15 protein-coding genes are annotated in these 18701 nt (G+C 62.7%); 7 read left to right on the top strand and 8 right to left on the bottom strand.

The window, feature by feature from the left end; translation table 11 throughout:
• Positions 1-97 precede the first annotated feature (97 nt).
• The 7 genes from C8K18_RS24495 to C8K18_RS24465 form a co-directional block, all read right to left on the bottom strand.
• Entirely contained in the window at positions 98-1708 is a 1611-nt protein-coding gene (locus C8K18_RS24495; RefSeq protein WP_107710174.1) for a gamma-glutamyltransferase family protein, read from the bottom strand.
• A 138-nt stretch (positions 1709-1846) separates the two neighbouring features.
• On the bottom strand, positions 1847-2593 hold the full coding sequence (locus C8K18_RS24490; protein WP_107710175.1) for a GntR family transcriptional regulator: 747 nt from the start codon (positions 2591-2593) through the stop codon (positions 1847-1849).
• A gap of 115 nt (positions 2594-2708) precedes the next feature.
• On the bottom strand, positions 2709-4157 hold the full coding sequence (locus C8K18_RS24485) for a cytosine permease (RefSeq protein WP_107710177.1): 1449 nt from the start codon (positions 4155-4157) through the stop codon (positions 2709-2711).
• Between the two features lie 9 nt (positions 4158-4166).
• Complete coding sequence (argE, locus tag C8K18_RS24480) at positions 4167-5327, bottom strand: acetylornithine deacetylase (protein WP_107710179.1); 1161 nt, start codon at positions 5325-5327, stop codon at positions 4167-4169.
• Positions 5320-5997, bottom strand: coding sequence for a DUF1028 domain-containing protein (locus tag C8K18_RS24475; protein ID WP_107710181.1), 678 nt, complete (start codon positions 5995-5997; stop codon positions 5320-5322). Before C8K18_RS24475 ends, argE begins: the two co-directional genes overlap by 8 nt.
• 10 nt (positions 5998-6007) lie before the next feature.
• The gene (locus C8K18_RS24470) at positions 6008-6445 is read right to left on the bottom strand and encodes a RidA family protein (protein WP_006048278.1); all 438 of its coding nucleotides are present in this window, start codon (positions 6443-6445) and stop codon (positions 6008-6010) included.
• Between the two features lie 65 nt (positions 6446-6510).
• Positions 6511-7869: an NAD(P)/FAD-dependent oxidoreductase gene (locus C8K18_RS24465; RefSeq protein ID WP_107710183.1), complete on the bottom strand. Its 1359-nt coding sequence runs from the start codon at positions 7867-7869 to the stop codon at positions 6511-6513.
• Between the two features lie 169 nt (positions 7870-8038).
• Here C8K18_RS24465 and C8K18_RS24460 point away from each other — a divergent pair, with 169 nt between their 5' ends.
• The 6 genes from C8K18_RS24460 (at position 8039) to C8K18_RS24435 (ending at position 14756) form a co-directional block, all read left to right on the top strand.
• Positions 8039-8965 (top strand): LysR family transcriptional regulator, encoded by a 927-nt coding sequence (locus tag C8K18_RS24460; protein ID WP_029969870.1) that lies wholly within the window; start codon positions 8039-8041, stop codon positions 8963-8965.
• A gap of 183 nt (positions 8966-9148) precedes the next feature.
• A complete protein-coding gene (locus tag C8K18_RS24455) occupies positions 9149-10309 on the top strand; it encodes an SRPBCC family protein (protein WP_006048281.1) in 1161 nt (386 codons plus the stop codon).
• A 32-nt stretch (positions 10310-10341) separates the two neighbouring features.
• Positions 10342-11523: an ABC transporter ATP-binding protein gene (locus C8K18_RS24450; RefSeq protein WP_107710311.1), complete on the top strand. Its 1182-nt coding sequence runs from the start codon at positions 10342-10344 to the stop codon at positions 11521-11523.
• Position 11524: 1 nt separating this feature from the next.
• Positions 11525-12571, top strand: a complete 1047-nt coding sequence (locus C8K18_RS24445; RefSeq protein WP_006048284.1) for an ABC transporter substrate-binding protein — start codon at positions 11525-11527, stop codon at positions 12569-12571.
• 42 nt (positions 12572-12613) lie between these two features.
• Complete coding sequence (locus C8K18_RS24440) at positions 12614-13867, top strand: ABC transporter permease (RefSeq protein WP_107710185.1); 1254 nt, start codon at positions 12614-12616, stop codon at positions 13865-13867.
• A gap of 61 nt (positions 13868-13928) precedes the next feature.
• Positions 13929-14756, top strand: coding sequence for an ABC transporter permease (locus C8K18_RS24435; RefSeq protein ID WP_006048286.1), 828 nt, complete (start codon positions 13929-13931; stop codon positions 14754-14756).
• A 59-nt stretch (positions 14757-14815) separates the two neighbouring features.
• On the opposite strand, the gene C8K18_RS24430 is transcribed toward C8K18_RS24435, so the two are convergent.
• Positions 14816-15154, bottom strand: coding sequence for a DUF4148 domain-containing protein (locus C8K18_RS24430; RefSeq protein WP_107710186.1), 339 nt, complete (start codon positions 15152-15154; stop codon positions 14816-14818).
• Positions 15155-15499: 345 nt separating this feature from the next.
• On the opposite strand from C8K18_RS24430, the gene C8K18_RS24425 reads away from it, so the two are divergent.
• Positions 15500-18694: an efflux RND transporter permease subunit gene (locus C8K18_RS24425; protein WP_107710188.1), complete on the top strand. Its 3195-nt coding sequence runs from the start codon at positions 15500-15502 to the stop codon at positions 18692-18694.
• Positions 18695-18701: the final 7 nt, after the last annotated feature.

Below are 18701 nucleotides of genomic sequence, written 5' to 3'. Positions count from 1 at the left end.
GTTACTGAGCGAATGCCCGCCGGTAATCGGCGGACGTGCAGCGTCCTCCGGGCCGATAGGCCGGACCTGCGGTTCGATTGAAAAAACGCCTGTAGGCTTACCAGCCCGCGGCGGCGCCGTCACTGCGCGGATCGTGGCCCGCTTCGATCAATCCATTGGGATACCGAACGATTGCGCCGGCATGTCCCATTGCTTCGTCGTAAGGCTGCATCGTCTCGACCTCGTGGCCCAGCGCTTGAAGCCGCGCCACGGTGCCCGGTGCAAAGCGCGCCTCCAGCTTGAGCGTGTCAGTCGATTGGCCCCATGTGCGGCCGAGCAGCCAGCGCGGCGCGTCGATCGCGGCCTGCGGATTCCAGCCGAAGTTGGCGATGCGGGAGAACACCGCGCTCTGCGATTGCGGCTGACCGTCGCCGCCCATGTTTCCGTAGACCATCGTGCGGCCGTCGTCGAAACATGCGAGCGCCGGATTCAACGTATGAAATGGCCTGCGCAACGGCGTCAGCGGATTGAGCGCGCCTTCGTCGAGCGAGAAACTGCAGCCGCGGTTCTGCCAGTTGACGCCCGATTCCGGCAGCACGATGCCGCTGCCGAACTCGTGATAAATGCTCTGGATGAAGCTCACCGACACGCCGTCGCTATCGGTGACGCCAAGCCACACCGTGTCGCCCGGTCCGCGGCCGGCGCCCCACGGCGCGGCCTGCGTCGGCGACATGCGCGCGGCCATTGCGTCGAGCGCGGTGGGTTCGAGAAACGCGCGCGGATCGGCGCGCATGTGGTCCGGATCGGTGATCGCGGTGTCGCGCACGGCGAAGGCCAGCTTGGTCGCCTCGACGCACGCATGCACGAACTCGGGACCGAGCGGGTCCATGTCGTTCGTCAGCACGCGGTCGAGCATGCCGAGAATCAGCAGCGACACGAGCCCTTGCGTGGGCGGCGGCATGTTGTAGATCGTTCCGAGCGAGTGCTTGAGCGCAAGCGGCGTACGAAACCGCGCCTCGTGCCGTTCGAGATCCGCGAGCGTGAGCAGCGAGCCGGCCGATTGCAGATCGCCCGCCATGCTGCGGGCGAGATCGCCGCGATAAAAATCGTCGAGGCCGACATCGGCGAGATGCTGCAAGGTCGCGGCAAGGCGCGGCGCAATGAACAACTCACCGGTGGCCGGCACGCGCTCGCCATGCAAAAACGTTTCGGCGAAGCCGGCAACCGGACGCAATTCATCGAGCCGGCTCGCGACGCACTGCGACTGGCTGCGCGTGACCGGCACGCCGTGTCGCGCGTAATGGATCGCGTCTTCGAGCAGACGCTTGACCGGCATCTTGCCGCCGAGCGTGTCCGCCGACCAGCGATGCGCGAGTTGCCAACCCGACACGGTGCCTGCCACGGTATTGGCCGCGAGCGGTCCGCGCGTCGGAATCGCTGTGAGCCCGCGCGAACGGTATTCGTCGATGGTCGCGGCAAGCGCCGCCGCACCGCACGCCTCGATCGCGACCGGCGCCGCGCCTGGGCGCGAGATCAGCCAGAAACCGTCGCCGCCGATGCTGTTCATGTGCGGATAGACCACGGCGATCGTCGCGGCGGCGCAGATCATCGCCTCGACCGCGTTGCCGCCGTCGCGCAGGACCGCGAGCGCGCTTTGGGCGGCGAGCGCGTGCGGCGCGACCGCCATGCCGCGAGTCGCGCGCGTTGAATTCAGTTGTTCGGACGACATGTTTTCCCGGCAGATTTGCTTGTATACATGCAGATCAGATATGCGAGAACCATGCCAATAAGCGCCGCGGAGTGAAACGTCCGCTACATAAGGCTTCCGGCGAATCGGCGCTCAGTAGGTGATGACTAGGTGATGACCCTAGGTAGTGCGGCGCGACCTGGGTGGTGCATACGGAGCGCCGTGCGGCTCCATTGCGGTGCGCGCATGTTGCAGGCGTTCGGCGGTCAGGCCGCGCACTTCCGAGCGGCTGCCTTCTATATGACGGCCGACCAACGCGACGCTCTGCTCGGTCTCGCGATTGCGGATCGCGTCGAGAATCGCAATGTGTTCGTCGTAAGTTTCGTCGATGCAGTCGCCATAGACGAGATCGAGCCGCCGCATCACGCGGATGCGATCCGTCACGCGCTGCATCGCGGCGCTCAGTTCCGCGTTGTCGGCGGCGATCACAAGCGCCTGATGGAAGGCTTCGTCGAGCGCGACCATCTCGCGTCCGTCGCGGATACGCTGTGCACGGGGCACTTTCCAAGTTGCATCGAGCCGATCGAGCACTTGCTGCACGCTGCCCGACAACGACGAATCGGCGGCGACCAGCCGGCCCACCGCGAAGGTTTCGATCAGCTTGCGCATCTCGTACAGGTCTTCGAAGCGCTTGAGATCGATCGGTACGACTTCCCAGCCGCCACGCACATAGCCGCGCATGAGGCCGTCGCTTTGCAGACGCTGCAGCGCCTCGCGCGCGGGCGTGCGCGATACGCCGAAGCGTTCGGCGATGCTGCCTTCCGTGAGCCGGTCGCCCGGCAACAGACGCATCTCGAAGATATCGTCGCGCACGCTGTAGTAGACGTGATCAGCGCGCGATGAGGAAGAGCGGGTTGTGTCGTTCACGCACGGAGCCTGGAATTAACGGATCTTTTGGGCCCCGACTATCGTTCAGTGCGGAAAGATTCGTCAATAGAAAATAAAATCGGGCGCCGGCGTGATCGTCATGCTCCAGTAGATCTTACGAATCGGCTTTGGATACGCTCATCGTCGGCGCCGTTCGACGCACGACACTCGCGCCCGCCTGTCTGCGCCGATAGTGGCTGTCGCGCGAAGCGAGCCAATAATACAGCGGCGACGTCAGCAACAAACCGATTAGCCAGGACAGATCCGCGCCGTCCAGATACTTCGGCACCGGGCCCGCATACATCGGCGTATTCATGAACGGAATCTGCACGACGATGCCCACCGCGTACGCAATCAGCGCCTGCGGATTGAAGCGGCCGTAGATGCCGCCGTCCACCTGGAAGATCGACTGAATGTCGTATTTGCCCTTGTGAATGACATAGAAGTCGATCAGGTTGATTGCCGTCCACGGCACCAGCACCACCAGAAGCGCGAGCACGAGGTCGACCAGGTTGCCGACGAAGTTCGTCGAAGCGCCAATCGCGCCGTAGCAGCATGCAAGCAGAATCACAATGGACAACACCGCGCGCGCCTTCGCCGTGGGAACCCAGCGATAGGCAAACGTCTGCATCGACGTAATCGTAGCCAGCACGGCGCCGTACAGATTGAGTGCGTTGTGGCTGATCACGCTCAACAGGAACAGCACGAGCATCGGCAAGCCGAGCGGGCCGGTGGCCTGCTTGACCGCGTCCATTGCGTCGACGCCGGGCGGCACTGCGAGCACCGCCACCGCGCCGAATGCAAACGCGAGCGTCGAGCCGATCGTGCATCCGAGGTAGGTTGCCCAGAACGTCGACGCGACTCGCACGTTCGCCGGCAAATAGCGCGAATAGTCGGACACGTACGGAGCAAAAGCAATTTGCCAAAGAGCCGACAGCGACACAGTCGCGAGCCAGCCGGCGAAATTGAATCCGCCGCGAGTCAGAAAGTCGCCAGTGGAAATATGCGTGAAGATATAGCCGAAGCCGATAACAATGCCGACGCCGAGCACCCACGTTCCAATGCGGTTCAGGATATGAATGAACCGATAGCCGATGATTCCGATCAGCCCCGAACCCACCGCGCCAATCACAATGCCGATGGGCACCGGCACGCCGGCTTCAATGCCATGCAGGGACTTTCCGGCAAGCACGATATTGGATGCGAAGAAGCCGACGTACATCACACCTGCAATCACAGTGACGAGCAGCGCGCCCCATGAACCGAATTGCGCGCGGCTCTGGATCATCTGCGGAATGCCCATTTGCGGACCTTGCGCGGAATGCAGCGCCATCAGCACGCCGCCCACCGCCTGGCCGACGATAATCGCCACGATGCCCCACCCCAGGTTCAAGTGGAATATCTGCACGCCGAGCGCGCCGGTCACGATCGGCAACGGAGCAATGTTGCCGCCGAACCATAGCGTGAAGAGATCGCGCACCTTGCCATGACGTTCTTCAGGCGGCACATAACCAATGGTGTGCTTTTCAATCAACGGTGATGCGTTCGCTTGCGAAGTATTCAAGTTTGTCTCCTAAGCGGCGGAAAGATGGTCCGCGAGGCGGGTCAACATTGCGTCGCAGGCGCTCAGTTGCTCGCTCGTGATGAATTCATCGGGCTTGTGTCCCTGGTCCATGCTGCCGGGTCCGCAGACCACGGTCGGGATGCCCGCCTCGTCGAAAAGTCCGCCTTCGGTGCCGAACGCGACCGTGCCGAATTCGTTCGATCCGCTAATCAATGCGAGAAGACGCGCCGCTTCGCTATCGGGCGAAGTAGCGAGGCCCGGATAAGCGGACAGCGAATGAAAGCGGATGTCCGCGTCTGACTTCACGGCACGCATTTTCGGCAGCAGTTCGCCTTCGGCGTAGGTCTGCAATTCGTCGGCTACCTGGTGAGCATTGAAGCCCGGCAGCGCGCGCACTTCGAAATCGAATTCGCACTCCGCCGGCACGATGTTCAGCGCGCGGCCGCCTTTGATCACGCCTGTCTGCACGGTTGAAAACGGCGGATCGAAGCGCTCGTCGTGATGCTCGGGCTGCGCCAGTTGTTCGCCAATTTCCTCGAGACGGCCGATCATGCGCGCCGCGTACTGAATGGCATTGACGCCGTAGGGCGCATACGCCGAATGGCACGGCGCGCCCTTCACATGGCAGCGCATTGCGAGCTTGCCTTTATGGCCGAGCACGGGCTTGAGTTCCGTTGGCTCGCCGATCAAACACAAGGCCGGCTTCGGCGTACGCCGCTGGAGTTCCGCGAGCATCGGCCGCACGCCGAGGCATCCGACTTCCTCGTCGTACGAAAAGGCGAGGTGTACGGGCAGCGTCAATTTGCGTTCGAGAAACGTAGGCACTGCCGCCAGTACCGACGCGATAAAACCCTTCATGTCGGCCGTGCCGCGACCATACAGCCGTCCATCGCGCTCGGTGAGACGGAAGGCATCCACGGTCCACGCCTGGCCTTCCACGGGTACCACGTCAGTGTGGCCGGACAGCACGATGCCGCCTCGCTCGCGCGGTCCGATGGTCGCGAACAGATTGGCCTTGGTGCGCTCGGCGTTGTAGAAAAGCTCGCTTTCGACGCCGAGTTCAGCGAGGTATTGTCGAACGAACTCGATCATGTCCAGATTCGATTCGCGGCTGACCGTGTCAAAGCCGATCAACTCGGCGAGCAGCGCGCGGCTGGATCTGTCATTCATTGCCGGGCACTCCGTAGCTCGGCGCGGCGGTCGGGTTCAACGCCCGCATCAGGTAGTCCTGCATTTGCGGCCGATATGCGCGCCACAAACCGTCGAGTTGACCGATAGGATCGTCGTCGGCCCAATCGACCCGCAAGTCGACCATCGGCCAGCTCACGTCGCCCACTATCTTGAGCGCCGCCGAATGCACGGGCCCCGCCTCGCCGCCGGCGGCCATCGCCGCATGCATCGCGGCGAGCAATCTGTCGGCAAGCGCGCCGGAGGTCTGCTCGAACGCCGGGACCATCGCCTCGATCACGTGGACGCCGGCGAGCATGTTGCCCGCGGCGACGCATTGCATTCCCGCGACGGCGTGATACGTGCCCAACGCTTCCTTGCCGCTGAAGAATGCGACGCGGCCCTGGCTATCGACCACCGTCACCTGCCGGTATTCGCTCCACTCGCTCGCGCCGAGCGCGCGGTCGAGCGCGGCGGCGGGATCGAATTGTCCGCTCGCGAGAAGATCGAGAACCTGCGGGCCAAGCGCGGGCAGCGTGACGTTCTGCGTCGCCACCGCGCCGACGCCGGCCCGCACCCACGGGCAGCGCGCGCCTACCGCGATGCTCGAAGAACTGATCGCGATACCGAGTTGCCCCGTTTGCTGACAACGTCCGACAATAGAGAATGTCATGTCCCGCTCCTTACGCTTGCGGCCGCGTCCATCCATCCGGAATCACGGCGATGACGTCGATTTCCATCAGCCATTGCGGTTGCCCCAACGCGACCACGACGAGGCCTGTCGAAATGGGAAACACGCCTTTGAGCCACTTCCCGACTTCCTGATAAACCGGCTCGCGATAGCGGACGTCGGTTAGATACGTCGTCGTCTTGACGACGTGAGAGAGATCGCTGCCGGCTTCTTCCAGCAATTGCTTGAGGTTCTTCATCGCCTGCTCGGCTTGCGCGCGCGGATCGCCGAGTCCGACGAGGCGCCCTTCGAAATCCGTGCCGACCTGGCCGCGCACATAGACGGTGTTGCCGGCGCGCACAGCCTGGCAAAGATCGTTATCGAGCGTCTGGTTCGGATACGTGTCCTTCGTGTTGAACATGCGGATACGGGTATGCGTCGGTTGGCTCATCAATGCACCTTTGAATGCTGGAAATGCAGGGAGAAATGGATCGCGGGTCGGCGTTGGCGTAGCGATCAGCTCACGCCGATCTCGCTGACTTTATGAACGCGTGAAGCGGCGGATGCATCGTTCGAACTATCCGCATCATCCGCGTTGCTGATCGAAGCCTGAGGTTGCGGCCCATCGTAATACGCCAGATATTTGCGCTGCGTGGCGATGTGATCGGCGATGTGCTTCGCGTCGTGCCACACGCCCCAGATAAACGCCGAGCCGCGGCGCGACAACCACGGCAAGCCGAGAAAATAGATGCCCGGCTCTTTCGATACGCCGCGCTGATGCGTCGGCTTACCCTTTTCATCGAACGCGTTGACCTTCAGCCAGTTGAAGTCCACTGCATAGCCGGTCGCCCACACAATCGACGTGACGCCCGCTTCAGCCAGAGCCAGATCGTGCAGCGGATGCGTGACGCACTCCGGGTCGGCGGGAATGATGCGCGCCTCCGGTTCTTGCGGAAGATCGAGACCGTTGCGCTGGGCGTACGCGTCGGCGGCGTCAAGCAGCGACAGATAGTTTTCGTCGCCACGTCTGATGTTTGCTGCGAGATCGTCTTCGAAGGTCACGACGCCGTCGTTGAACGACTTCGTCAGACCAACCAGTGTGACGCCCTGATGCGCGAGACGCCGGAAGTCGACGGTATGACCGCCGCGCGATCCGCTCACCGCAATCGTGACGTGTTCCCGGCCGGGCTTCATCACTTCGGCGTCCCATTCGCCGAGCACGCCCAGCCACCAGCAGAAGTCGCGGCCGCGATAGGCGCGCGGCGGACGATCATGCGCGCCGACCGACAAATAGACGCGCCGGCCCGCACGCTGCAATTCGTCCGCGATCTGCACGCCCGACGATCCCGCGCCCACCACCAGCACGCCGCCTTCAGGCAATTGCGCGGGATTGCGATAGTCGGCGGAATGAATCTGCGTGAGCGCGGCGTCTTGCGGCGCAATCGGCGGAATGACGGGGCGCTGAAACGGACCCGTGGCGACCACCACGCGGTTGGCCTGAATGATTCCGTCCGACGTTTCCACGGTGAAGCCAGGCCGCCCCGCATTGCGCACGACCTGCTTCACTTCCACGCCGGTGCGGATCGGCGCGTCGAACTTTTTTGCATATGCAACGAAATAGTCCGCGACCTGCTCCTTGCCCGCGAACGCGTCGGGGTCGACGTCGGCGAACTCCATATTAGGGAAACGATCGTGCCACGCGGGACCGTTGGCAACCAGCGAATCCCAGCGTCCTGTGCGCCAGCGCTCGGCGATACGCGCACGTTCAAGCACGAGGTGCGGCACGCCGAGCTTGCTCAGATGTTCGCTCATCGCGACGCCGGCCTGGCCGGCGCCGACCACCAGCGTATCGATTGACGTTGTTTCCACTGTCATGACTGTGTCCTTCTGAAGAGGCGGAAATACTTTCGTGAAAATCTACTCGCCGGATCAGAATCTGAAAAACATATTAAAAAAATGCAGCGCATCGGTTTTCCCTATGCAGCACTTTTTGACGACCTCACAATTGGACGATTGAGAACCTTGAAGAGAGGGAGCGTTGTCGATGGAGAGTCACCCGTTGCGCTACTCATTGCGCCAGTTGCGCTACTTCGTCGTCACGGCGGAAGCGCTGTCTTTCACGGCGGCCGCGAAGCGTCTGCACATCTCGCAGCCGTCGATCTCGACGGCGCTCGCGGACCTGGAAGTGTCGTTCGGCGTGCAACTTTTCATACGGCATCACGCGAGCGGTTTGTCGCTCACGCAAGCGGGGCGCGACCTGCTCGGGCAAGCGCGCAATCTTCTGAAGATCGCGGAAGAACTGCAAACCACCGCGAAGGAAATGGACGGCGGCATGACCGGCGCCATCGCGCTCGGCTGTCTCGTGTCGCTTGCGCCGCCGCTCATGCCGGGGCTTATCAGCCGCTTTACCGGCGAGCATGCGGGCATTTCGTTTCGCACGGTGGAGGCGCATCAGGACGGGCTCTTGCGGGGACTGCACGACGGTTCGCTCGATATCGCCCTCACCTATAGCCTGGATCTGACTGAAGACATCGCCTTCACGCCGCTGCTCTCGCTGCCGCCTTACGCGATCCTGCCGCGGACGCATCGTCTTGCACGCGCACGCAAGGTGTCGCTCGCCGACCTGCTGCCCGAGCCTTATGTGATGCTCGATCTGCCGCACAGCCGCGAGTATTTCGCCGCACTGTTCGACGCGGTGGGCAGCCGCCCGGTGCCCGCGTTCCGCTCGTCGCAGCCGGAAGTGGTGCGCGGCATGGTGGCCAACGGTCTCGGCTATAGCCTGCTCAACTTTCCGCTCAAATCGAATCGCACCGTGGATGGCGAAGAGTTTGTCATCAAGCGCTTCAAGGACAACGTCAACGCAACCATGCTCGGCATCGCGCAATCGCGCACGATGAAGCCGCGCCAGGTCGTGCATCGCTTCGCATCGTTCTGCGAAAACTACATTCGCCGGCTGCACATCGACGCATGATTTGAAGCATGCAATCGCCGCCTTCCAGTACGGCGCGCGCTGCATAGTCAAAACCTTTGCTTTGTATCTGAAAACAATATTTCGGCTTCTAAATTGGCTTGATAGATTGGTGTCCATGTCGAGCGCCACACCGCGAGAACCCGCACCGGCGCGCTCTTATCGTGACAAACCGAGGGGAACACCATGACCGACCCGGCAACGACGATCGCAGTGCAAGCGCTGGTCGACGACCTGCAAGCGGGTTGCGAAAGGCCCTTCGGCGATGCGCATTCGATGCCGCCCGGCGTCTACACGTCGCCCGAATTTCTGGCGCTTGAAGAGCGCGCGATCTTCCAGCGCGAATGGCAATGCGTCGGCCGCGCGAGTTCGCTCAAAGCGCCAGGCGATTACCTGACGGCGCGTCTTGGCGCACAACCTGTCGTCGTATTGCGCGACGATCAGATGCAGCTCAAGGCGATGTCGAATGTGTGCCTGCACCGCATGTCGGTGCTGCTCGAAGGACGCGGCAACGTGCGCCGAATCGTCTGCCCTTATCACGCGTGGAATTATTCGCTCGACGGCGCGCTGCAAGGCGCACCGCTAATGGACCGGCAACAGGGCTTCTGCAAGGAGAGCTACCGGCTTCCGTCCGTGCGTTGCGAGGAATGGCAAGGCTGGCTCTATGTAACGCTCGATGCCAACGCGCCGCCCGTGCACACGCAACTCGCCGGCCTGAACGAGCTGATCGGCGCATACGGCATGTCGGACTACATCGAAACCTTCCATGAAGAGCACGTGTGGGACACGAATTGGAAGATTCTCGCGGAAAACTTCATGGAGAGTTATCACCTGCCGATGCTGCATCGCGCGACGGTGGGTCCGCATTCGCGGCTGGACGAAATGGAGTGCCCGCCCGGCAGTCCCGCTTTCAACTATCACTGGATCACGAAGGAAGCGTCCTTGCCCATCGGCAATGCGCATCCGGACAACACGCGTCTCACCGGACATTGGCGCAAGACGACGGCGCTGCTCGCGATCTACCCGACGCACCTCGTCACGCTGACGCCCGGTTACTTCTGGTATCTCGTGCTGCAACCGCAAGGCGTGGGGCGCGTGCACATCCGTTTCGGCGGCGGCCTCGCGCCGGAGTTCATCGCGGACCCTGAAGCGAACGCCCACATGAGCACGCTGAAAAAACTGCTCGACGAAGTGAATGCGGAAGATAAACGCGGCGTCGAAGCGGTCTTTCGCGGCGTGCATGCGCCGCTCGCGAAGCCGGGCCACCTGAGCCATCTCGAGCGCCCCAACTATGACTTCGCGCGCTACCTCGCCGGCCGGATCGCCGCGGCGAAGCTCGCACCTTGATGACGACGCAACAAAGACAGGACGCGATCACGATGTCAAACCCTTCCTTCATCTCGCTCTCGCGCGTGAGCAAAACGTATGACGGCGTTCAGCTTGTCGTGGACGACCTGAATCTCGACGTGAGCAAGGGAGAATTCGTGTCGCTGCTCGGGCCTTCGGGGTCGGGCAAGACGACCACGCTGATGATGCTGGCGGGCTTCGAGTCGCCCACTCACGGCGAGATTCGTCTCGACGGCCGCCGGCTCGACGACAAGCCGCCGCATCAACGCGACATCGGCATGGTGTTTCAGAACTACGCGCTGTTTCCGCATCTGACGATTGCGGAGAACGTCGCATTTCCGCTTTCCGTGCGGCACGTAGGCCGCGCCGAGCAGAAGGCGCGTGTGAAGCGTGCGCTCGAGATGATCGAATTGCCGCATCTGGCGAACCGTCGTCCGGCGCAGCTTTCCGGCGGGCAGCAGCAGCGCGTCGCGCTGGCACGCGCACTCGTGTTCGAGCCGAGCGTGGTGCTGATGGACGAGCCGCTCGGCGCACTCGACAAGCGCCTGCGCGAGACCATGCAATACGAAATCATGCGGCTGCATCGCGAGCTGTCGCTCACGATCGTCTACGTGACGCACGATCAGGCCGAGGCGCTGACCATGTCCGACCGCGTCGCCGTGTTCTCCGATGGACGCATCCAGCAGGCCGCCACACCGAGCGAACTGTACGAGAACGCGCAGAACGCATTCGTCGCCAACTTCGTCGGCGAGAACAATGGCTTGACCGGGCGCGTCGTGAATGCGCACGAAGGCTGGGCCACGCTTGCGCTGTCGAACGGCAGCATGATTCGCGGCCGTTGCGAAAACGGCCTGCACGCCGGCGACGAAGCGATGCTCGCGCTGCGCCCCGAACGCGCGCATATTCCGGGCGCCGAAGGCACGCAGCCGACCGAACATGACAACGTCGTGCGCGCGCGCGTCGACGAACTGGTGTATTGCGGCGATCACCATCGCGTACATCTGACGCTCGGCTCGCGCGATTCGATCGTCGTGAAAGTGCCCAATACGCAGCGTCACGCGTTGCCGACACCCGGCAGCGAGATCGACGTCGCCTGGCGCCATGACGACTGCAAGATTCTCGCGATGAGCGCGCGCAGCAGCGCGCCGGCGATTCACGTATCCACACCGCCCTCCCCTTCCATCATCACGACCGCACCAGCAGGAGCCAACTGACATGCGCACTATCATCAAAGCACAATGCGCCGCACTCGCCGTACTCGCATTCGCCACCGTGACCACGCAGGCAGCGGAGACGCTCTCTGTCGTGACCTTCGGCGGCGCGTACGAAGCAGCGGCGAAGAAGGCCTATTTCGAGCCGTTCACGCAGGCGACGGGCGTCGGCTTCTCGACCGAATCGTATGACGGCGGTCTCGCGAAACTCTCCGCGATGGAACAGGCGAAGAACACCACGTGGGACCTGATCGACCTCGAAACCAACGACGCGATCACCGCCTGCGACGAAGGCCTGCTGCAGAAGTTCGACAAGAAGACGATCGGCAAGACGAGCGACTTCATCCCCGGCTCGATCAGCGATTGCGCGGTCGCGAGCATGGTCTGGTCCACGGTCTATGCGTACGACGCGAGCAAGATGAAGACCGCGCCGAGCACCGTCAACGACTTCTTCGATCTGCAGAAATTCCCGGGCAAGCGCGGCCTGCGCAAGTCGCCGAAGGTATCGATGGAATGGGCGTTGATCGCGGACGGCGTCGCGCCGAAAGATGTGTACAAGGTGCTGGCCACGCCCGCGGGCGTCGACCGTGCGTTCAAGAAGCTCGACACGATCAAGAAGAACATTGTGTGGTGGGAGTCGGGCGCGCAGGCGCCGCAGTTGCTCGCGGACGGCGCGGTCGTGATGACGCAGGCCTACAACGGCCGCATTTCCGATGCCGCGCAGAAGGACAACAAGCCCTTCAAGACCGTGTGGGACGCGCAGGTTTACGACTTCGACTGGTGGGGCGTTCCGACCGGCGCGAAGCATGCGGATCTGGCGGCAAAGTTCATCGCGTCGGCTTCGCAGCCGAAGGCCTATGCGGACCTGTCGAAGTACATCGCGTATGCGCCGCCGCGCAAGGACGCGATCGCGCTCGTCGACAAGCAGCGTCTTGCCGATCTGCCGACCGCGCCCGATAACTTCAAGCGCGCATTGCAGATCAACGCGAACTTCTGGGCCGACAACGCCGACCAGATCAACAAGCGCTTCCAGGTGTGGCTGACGCAGTAACACCATCGCATCGTCCGACGAGAGCCCAACGTGACCACCAGCATGCCCACTGCCGCCCGAGCCACGGCCCCCGGCTCTCCGACGAAAGGCGACGGCCGCGCGTCGTTTAACAACGCGCGCCGCCGCGCATCCATGCAGGCGCTGCTGCTTGCGTTGCCGCTGCTCGTCTTTCTGCTGTCGACGTTCATCGCGCCGATCACGCTGCTGCTGGCACGCAGCGTTCAGAATCGCGAAGTGCCCGACAGCATGCCCGCGCTCACGCGTGCGCTGAATGCGTGGGACGGTAACGGCGTGCCCGACGAACACATGTTCGCTCTACTCGCTGCGGGGCTCGCCGAGGCGCGGCAAAGCGGACAGATCGGCACCGTCGCGCGGCGGCTGAACTTCTCGATGCCCGAGTTTCGCAGCCTGTTGATGCGCACCGCCCGGCAACTGCCAACGGACGCCCCGCCCGCGTGGAAGCCCGCGCTCGTCGAACTCGACGAACGCTGGAATTCGCCGGAGACGTGGCGTTTGCTGAAGCGAGCCGCCGCGTCGCCGACGCCCGACTATCTGCTCGCCGCCGTCGATGCGCAGGTGACGCCGCAAGGCGCCGTCGCGTTCGTGCCGGACAATGCGTCCGTCTATCGGGCGGCGTTCGTGCGAACGGTTTCGATCAGCGCGACGGTCACGCTGCTATGTCTCGTGCTCGGTTATCCGGTCGCGTGGCTGCTCGCGAATCTGCCCGAGAAAAGCAGCAACCGGCTGATGCTGTTCGTGATCGTGCCGTTCTGGACTTCGCTGCTTGTGCGCACGACCGCGTGGTATGTGTTGCTCCAACCGGGCGGCGTGATCAATAGCCTGGTGATGAGTCTCGGGCTCGCGACGCATCCGTTGCCGCTCATCTTCAACCGCACAGGCGTGCTGATCGGCATGACGCATGTGCTGCTGCCTTACCTCATTCTCGCGATTTACTCCGTGATGAAGGGCGTGTCGCCGGTGTATATGCGCGCGGCGCAATCGCTCGGCGCGCATCCGTTCACCGCGTTCATGCGGATCTATGTGCCGCAGACGCTGCCTGGCGTCGGCGCCGGCTGCTTCCTCGTGTTCGTGCTTGCGCTCGGCTACTACATCACGCCGGCGCTGCTCGGCGGCGCGGGCGACGAAATGATCAGTCAGCTCATCGCGATGCAGACCAACACGCAGTTGAACTGGGGCCTTGCCGGTGCGCTGTCGGCCTATCTCGTGATCTTCACGGCGATCTTTTATTTCCTGTTCAACCGCATTGTCGGTATCGACCGCCTGCGCTTCGGTTGAGTCGATGAGTCGAACAATCGACGACTCGATCGAAAAAACAGGCACACGACGAAGGAACGACATGCAAGATCAACGCAACAAGATGCTGACCGAACGCATCGCCGCGCGCTGGGTACGGGTGCATACCGCGCTCGTGCTGCTCTTTCTCGTCGCGCCGATTCTCGCGATCATTCCGCTCTCGTTCAATTCCGGTTCGTACTTCTCGTATCCGATGCAGGGCTTCTCGCTGCGCTGGTACGAGCAGGCGCTGACAAGCCCGGACTGGCAGCGGGCGCTGCTTAACAGCATCGGCATCGGCGCGGCTTCCACGCTGATTGCCACCTGTCTCGGCACGCTCGCGGCGCTCGGTCTTTCGCGCGCGCAGTTTCCACTGCGCTCGCTGATCATGCCGCTCATCATCTCGCCGATGATCGTGCCTATCGTGGTTGTCGCCGCCGGCTTCTATCTGATCTTCGCGCCGCTCGGCCTGGTGAATTCATATCCAGGTGTGGTGCTCGCGCATGCGGCGCTCGGCACGCCATTCGTCGTGATCACGGTGACCGCCTCATTGCTTTCGTTCGATCACAGCCTGTTGCGCGCGGCTTCCGGGCTCGGCGCGCGCCCCTGGGTCGCGTTCAGACGCGTGACCTTGCCGCTCATCACGCCGGCCGTTGCGACCGGCAGCGTGTTCGCTTTCGCGACCTCGTTCGATGAAGTGATCGTCATTCTGTTCATCGGCGGCCCGGATCAAACGACGGTGCCCCGGCGCATGTGGAGCGGCATTCGCGATTCCATCGACCCGTCGATTCTCGCGGTCGCGACCATGCTGATCGTGTTCGCCGTGCTGCTGCTCGCGAGTATCGGCTGGTTGCGCGGGCGTCATGCCGCGGCCGGCGAAGGGCTCTCTTGATGCAGCTTTCCTTTTCAGCATGACACGCGATACCGCAGCCCCGCTGCGCCCCGCCGCCATCAATGGCCGAAGAAGATCGACTTGCCGTTGCCCGATGAATGGTCCGATGACGCGCGCGTGGTCGTCGCGCCCGACTGCGACGAGCCCTCCATTGCAACGCCGCCCTTCGACGTCATGCTGAGCGCCGAATCCGCTGCGGCCACTTTCGCATCGGCAGCCTGAATGTCGGCGGGATACGACGCATCAGAAGCGACCGGCTGGTAGCCTGCCTGTTCGACACGCGTGAGATCGGCCCGCACTTCGGCGCGTGTGACGGGACCATTGGTGGTTTGCGCAAATGCAAGAGCGGGTGCGGCCAATGCGCAGGAGACGAGGACAGCGTTCAAAAGTGCTTTCATGATGGTTCACCTATCGTTGAGTAGCGGCTGCGTTCACGATAAACGGAGCCTTTGAAACCTTCACCGCTAGTCGTGAAGGAGTGGTTGCATTCTGCGCAACCGCTGCTGACTCAATGGTGACTCCCGCATTACATGCTTGTCATCTTTAGCCCTTTATCGGGTTCATACGGTTATCCCAACGCCGATCCATTCGTTACGGCGCTCTCATCTGCATAGATGACGGACTTGTAATGTGTCCGTCACTCGCGAGTAAGTGCCTGCCCGGCACACTGCCTCCCATTACGAAGCCCCGTTTGCGTCGCTTTCGCACAGGGCATTCCGACCGCCATCGTCCAGGAAAACGTTATGTGGATTGTCAGACTCGCGCTGCAGCGGCCGTACACCTTCATTGTTCTGGCCGTGCTGCTATTTATACTCGGGCCACTTGCGATCATTCGCACGCCCACGGACATCTTTCCGAACATCGACATTCCCGTCGTCAGCATTGTCTGGTCGTATAACGGCTTCTCCGCCGAAGACATGGCGCGTCGCATCACGTCGAACTACGAGCGCGCGCTGACTTCCGACGTGGACGACATCGAGCACATCGAATCGCAGTCGTTGAACGGCGTGTCGGTCGTGAAGATCTTCTTTCACCCTGGCGCCGACATCAATCGCGCGATCGCGGAAGCAGCGTCGAACTCGGCGTCGATTCTGCGCGTGCTGCCGCCCGGCACGTTGCCGCCGAACATCATCACGTACAACGCATCGACGGTGCCAGTGCTGCAGCTTGGCCTTTCCAGCGATACGCTGCCAGAGCAGTCTCTTTATGACCTCGGCAACAGTTTCATCCGCACACAACTCGCCACGGTTCAGGGCGCCGCGGTGCCGCTGCCATTCGGCGGCAAGATTCGCCAGATCATGGTCGAACTCGATCCGCGAGCGCTACAGGCAAAAGGACTCGCACCGATCGACGTGGTCAACGCAGTCAACGCGCAGAACCTGATACTGCCGGGCGGCACAGCGAAGATCGGCTCGCGCGAATATAACGTCGAGATGAACGGCAGCACCGACACGGTCGCGAAGCTCAACGATCTGCCGATCAAGACGGTAAAAGGCGGCGTCGTGTATGTGCGCGACGTCGCGCATGTGATCGACGGCTATGCGCCGCAAACCAACATGGTGCGCAGCGACGGCAAGCGTGCCGCCTTGCTGCAAGTCGAAAAAACCGGAAGCGCGTCGACGCTGACGATCATCCAGCAGGTCAAGGCCATGCTGCCCAGGATCGCCGCGGGTCTGCCGAAGGCCTTGAACATCGTGCCGCTGTCCGATCAGTCGGTATTCGTGAAGGCCGCGATTTCCGGCGTTGTGCGCGAAGGTCTGATCGCCGCGTGTCTCACAGCCGCGATGATCCTGCTGTTTCTCGGCAGTTGGCGCGCGACGCTCATCATCGCCGTGTCGATTCCGCTCGCGGTATTGACGTCGCTGATCGCACTGGCCGCGCTCGGGCAAACCATCAACATCATGACGCTCGGCGGACTCGCGCTCGCGGTCGGCATTCTCGTCGACGACGCGACCGTCGCGATCGAAAACATCACGCATCACCTTGAAAAGGGCGCGCCGCTGCATGACGCGATTCTGAACGGCTCCGGCGAAATCGCGGTGCCCACGTTCGTGTCGACGCTGTCGATCTGCATCGTATTCGTGCCGATGTTTCTGTTATCCGGTGTCGCCCGTTACCTGTTCGTGCCGATGGCCGAGGCCGTCGTCTTCGCGATGTGCGCGTCGTACTTTTTTTCGCGCACGCTGATCCCGACGCTCGCCATGTATCTGATGCGCGCGCCTTCGAAAGCGGGTGACTCCGCGCAGCGCCGCAAGAACGTGTTTGCCGGCTTCCAGGCGCGCTTCGAGCAGCGCTTCGAAGCGCTGCGCAATCGCTATCGCTCCGTGCTGCAACGCGCGATCACAAACCGCCGCCGCTTTCTGCCGATTTATCTCGCGCTCTGTCTCGCTTCGCTCGCGCTGATTCCGTTCGCGGGACGTGACTTTTTCCCCGCTGTCGATACCGGAGAAATCCGTCTGCATCTGCGTGCGCCGACAGGCACGCGCATCGAGGAAACCGCGCGCCTGACCGATGAGGTCGAAGCAAAGATTCGAACCGTGATTCCGCAGTCGCAGCAGGCTGCCGTGCTCGACAACATCGGCGTGCCGGTGAGCGGCATCAACCTGACGTACGACTCGTCGGACCCGATCGGCTCCGAAGACGCGGACATCATGGTCACGCTGAAGCCGGATCACAAACCCACCGCGCAATATGTCGCGCAACTGCGCGACGTACTGAACACGGCTTTTCCCGGCGTGACATTCGCGTTCCTGCCCGCCGACATCGTCAGCCAGATTCTGAACTTCGGTTTGCCCGCGCCGATCGACGTGCAGATTGTCGGCAACAAGCTCGCGGCGAATCGTGTCGTCGCCGACCATCTGTTGGCGCAACTGCGCGGCGTGCGCGGACTCGTCGACGCGCGTATCCAGCAGCCCGGCGACGCGCCGGCCATCAACGTCGACGTGGATCGCACGAAGGCGATGCAGGCGGGCCTCACGCAGCGCGATGTCGCGCAGAACCTGTTGATCGCGCTGTCCGGCAGTTCGCAGACCACGCCGAACTTCTGGCTCGACCCGAAGAACGGCGTCAGCTATCCGCTGCTGGCCGAAGTGCCGCAATACGACATTCATTCGCTGCAAACGCTGTCGAACATTCCGTTGACGACGAATCAGCTCGGCGTCGATCCGCAAAATCAGCTCGGCACGCTCGGCACGATGTCGCGCGGCTCGCAACAGGCCGTCGTCTCGCACTACAACGTGCAACCGGTGCTGGACATTTTCGCGTCGACGCAAGGACGTGATCTCGGCGGCGTCGCTGCGGACGTCACGAAGCTCGTCGATGAAGCGCGCGCGCAATTGCCGCCCGGCTCGTCCATCGTGATCCGCGGCCAGGTGCAGTCGATGAACGAATCGTTCGCGGGCCTCGGCGCAGGGCTCGTGTTCGCGATCGCGCTCGTTTATCTGCTGATGGTCGTGAACTTTCAGTCGTGGCTCGATCCGTTGATCATCATCAGCGGTCTGCCTGGCTCGCTGGCCGGCATTGCATGGATGCTGTTCGCGACGCACACGACCTTGAACGTACCCGCGCTGACAGGAACCATTCTTTGTATCGGCATCGCGACGGCGAACAGCATTCTGGTGATCAACACCGCGCGCGAGTCGTTGCAAAACGGCATGGAGCCGCTTGCGGCCGCGCTCGATGCGGGCTTCAACCGCTTTCGTCCTGTGTTGATGACGGCGCTCGCGATGCTGATCGGCATGCTGCCGATGGCGCTCGGTCTCGGCGACGGCGGCGAACAGAACGCGCCGCTCGGACGTGCGGTGATCGGCGGCCTCGCGATCGGCACGCTGTCCACGCTCATGTTCGTTCCCGTCGTGTTCGGGATGGTGCATGCGTGGCTCGCCAAGCGCCGCGCGCACCGTGCCGCCGATGCGTCGCTGACACCACACGCTCAATAAGGAACCG

This window comes from Paraburkholderia sp. GV068 (assembly GCF_003058125.1).
Classification (GTDB): Bacteria; Pseudomonadota; Gammaproteobacteria; order Burkholderiales; family Burkholderiaceae; genus Paraburkholderia; species Paraburkholderia graminis.
This window is presented reverse-complemented; position numbering and strand designations above follow the sequence as displayed.

Coding starts and splice junctions, on each gene's coding strand:
- C8K18_RS24460 (WP_029969870.1), top strand. CDS start 8,039: ATGGAGAGTCACCCGTTGCGCTACTCATTGCGCCAGTTGCGCTACTTC.
- C8K18_RS24475 (WP_107710181.1), bottom strand. CDS start 5,997: ATGACATTCTCTATTGTCGGACGTTGTCAGCAAACGGGGCAACTCGGT.
- C8K18_RS24495 (WP_107710174.1), bottom strand. CDS start 1,708: ATGTCGTCCGAACAACTGAATTCAACGCGCGCGACTCGCGGCATGGCG.
- C8K18_RS24445 (WP_006048284.1), top strand. CDS start 11,525: ATGCGCACTATCATCAAAGCACAATGCGCCGCACTCGCCGTACTCGCA.
- C8K18_RS24450 (WP_107710311.1), top strand. CDS start 10,342: ATGTCAAACCCTTCCTTCATCTCGCTCTCGCGCGTGAGCAAAACGTAT.
- C8K18_RS24470 (WP_006048278.1), bottom strand. CDS start 6,445: ATGAGCCAACCGACGCATACCCGTATCCGCATGTTCAACACGAAGGAC.
- C8K18_RS24425 (WP_107710188.1), top strand. CDS start 15,500: ATGTGGATTGTCAGACTCGCGCTGCAGCGGCCGTACACCTTCATTGTT.
- C8K18_RS24440 (WP_107710185.1), top strand. CDS start 12,614: ATGCCCACTGCCGCCCGAGCCACGGCCCCCGGCTCTCCGACGAAAGGC.
- argE (WP_107710179.1), bottom strand. CDS start 5,327: ATGAATGACAGATCCAGCCGCGCGCTGCTCGCCGAGTTGATCGGCTTT.
- C8K18_RS24430 (WP_107710186.1), bottom strand. CDS start 15,154: ATGAAAGCACTTTTGAACGCTGTCCTCGTCTCCTGCGCATTGGCCGCA.
- C8K18_RS24435 (WP_006048286.1), top strand. CDS start 13,929: ATGCAAGATCAACGCAACAAGATGCTGACCGAACGCATCGCCGCGCGC.
- C8K18_RS24465 (WP_107710183.1), bottom strand. CDS start 7,869: ATGACAGTGGAAACAACGTCAATCGATACGCTGGTGGTCGGCGCCGGC.
- C8K18_RS24455 (WP_006048281.1), top strand. CDS start 9,149: ATGACCGACCCGGCAACGACGATCGCAGTGCAAGCGCTGGTCGACGAC.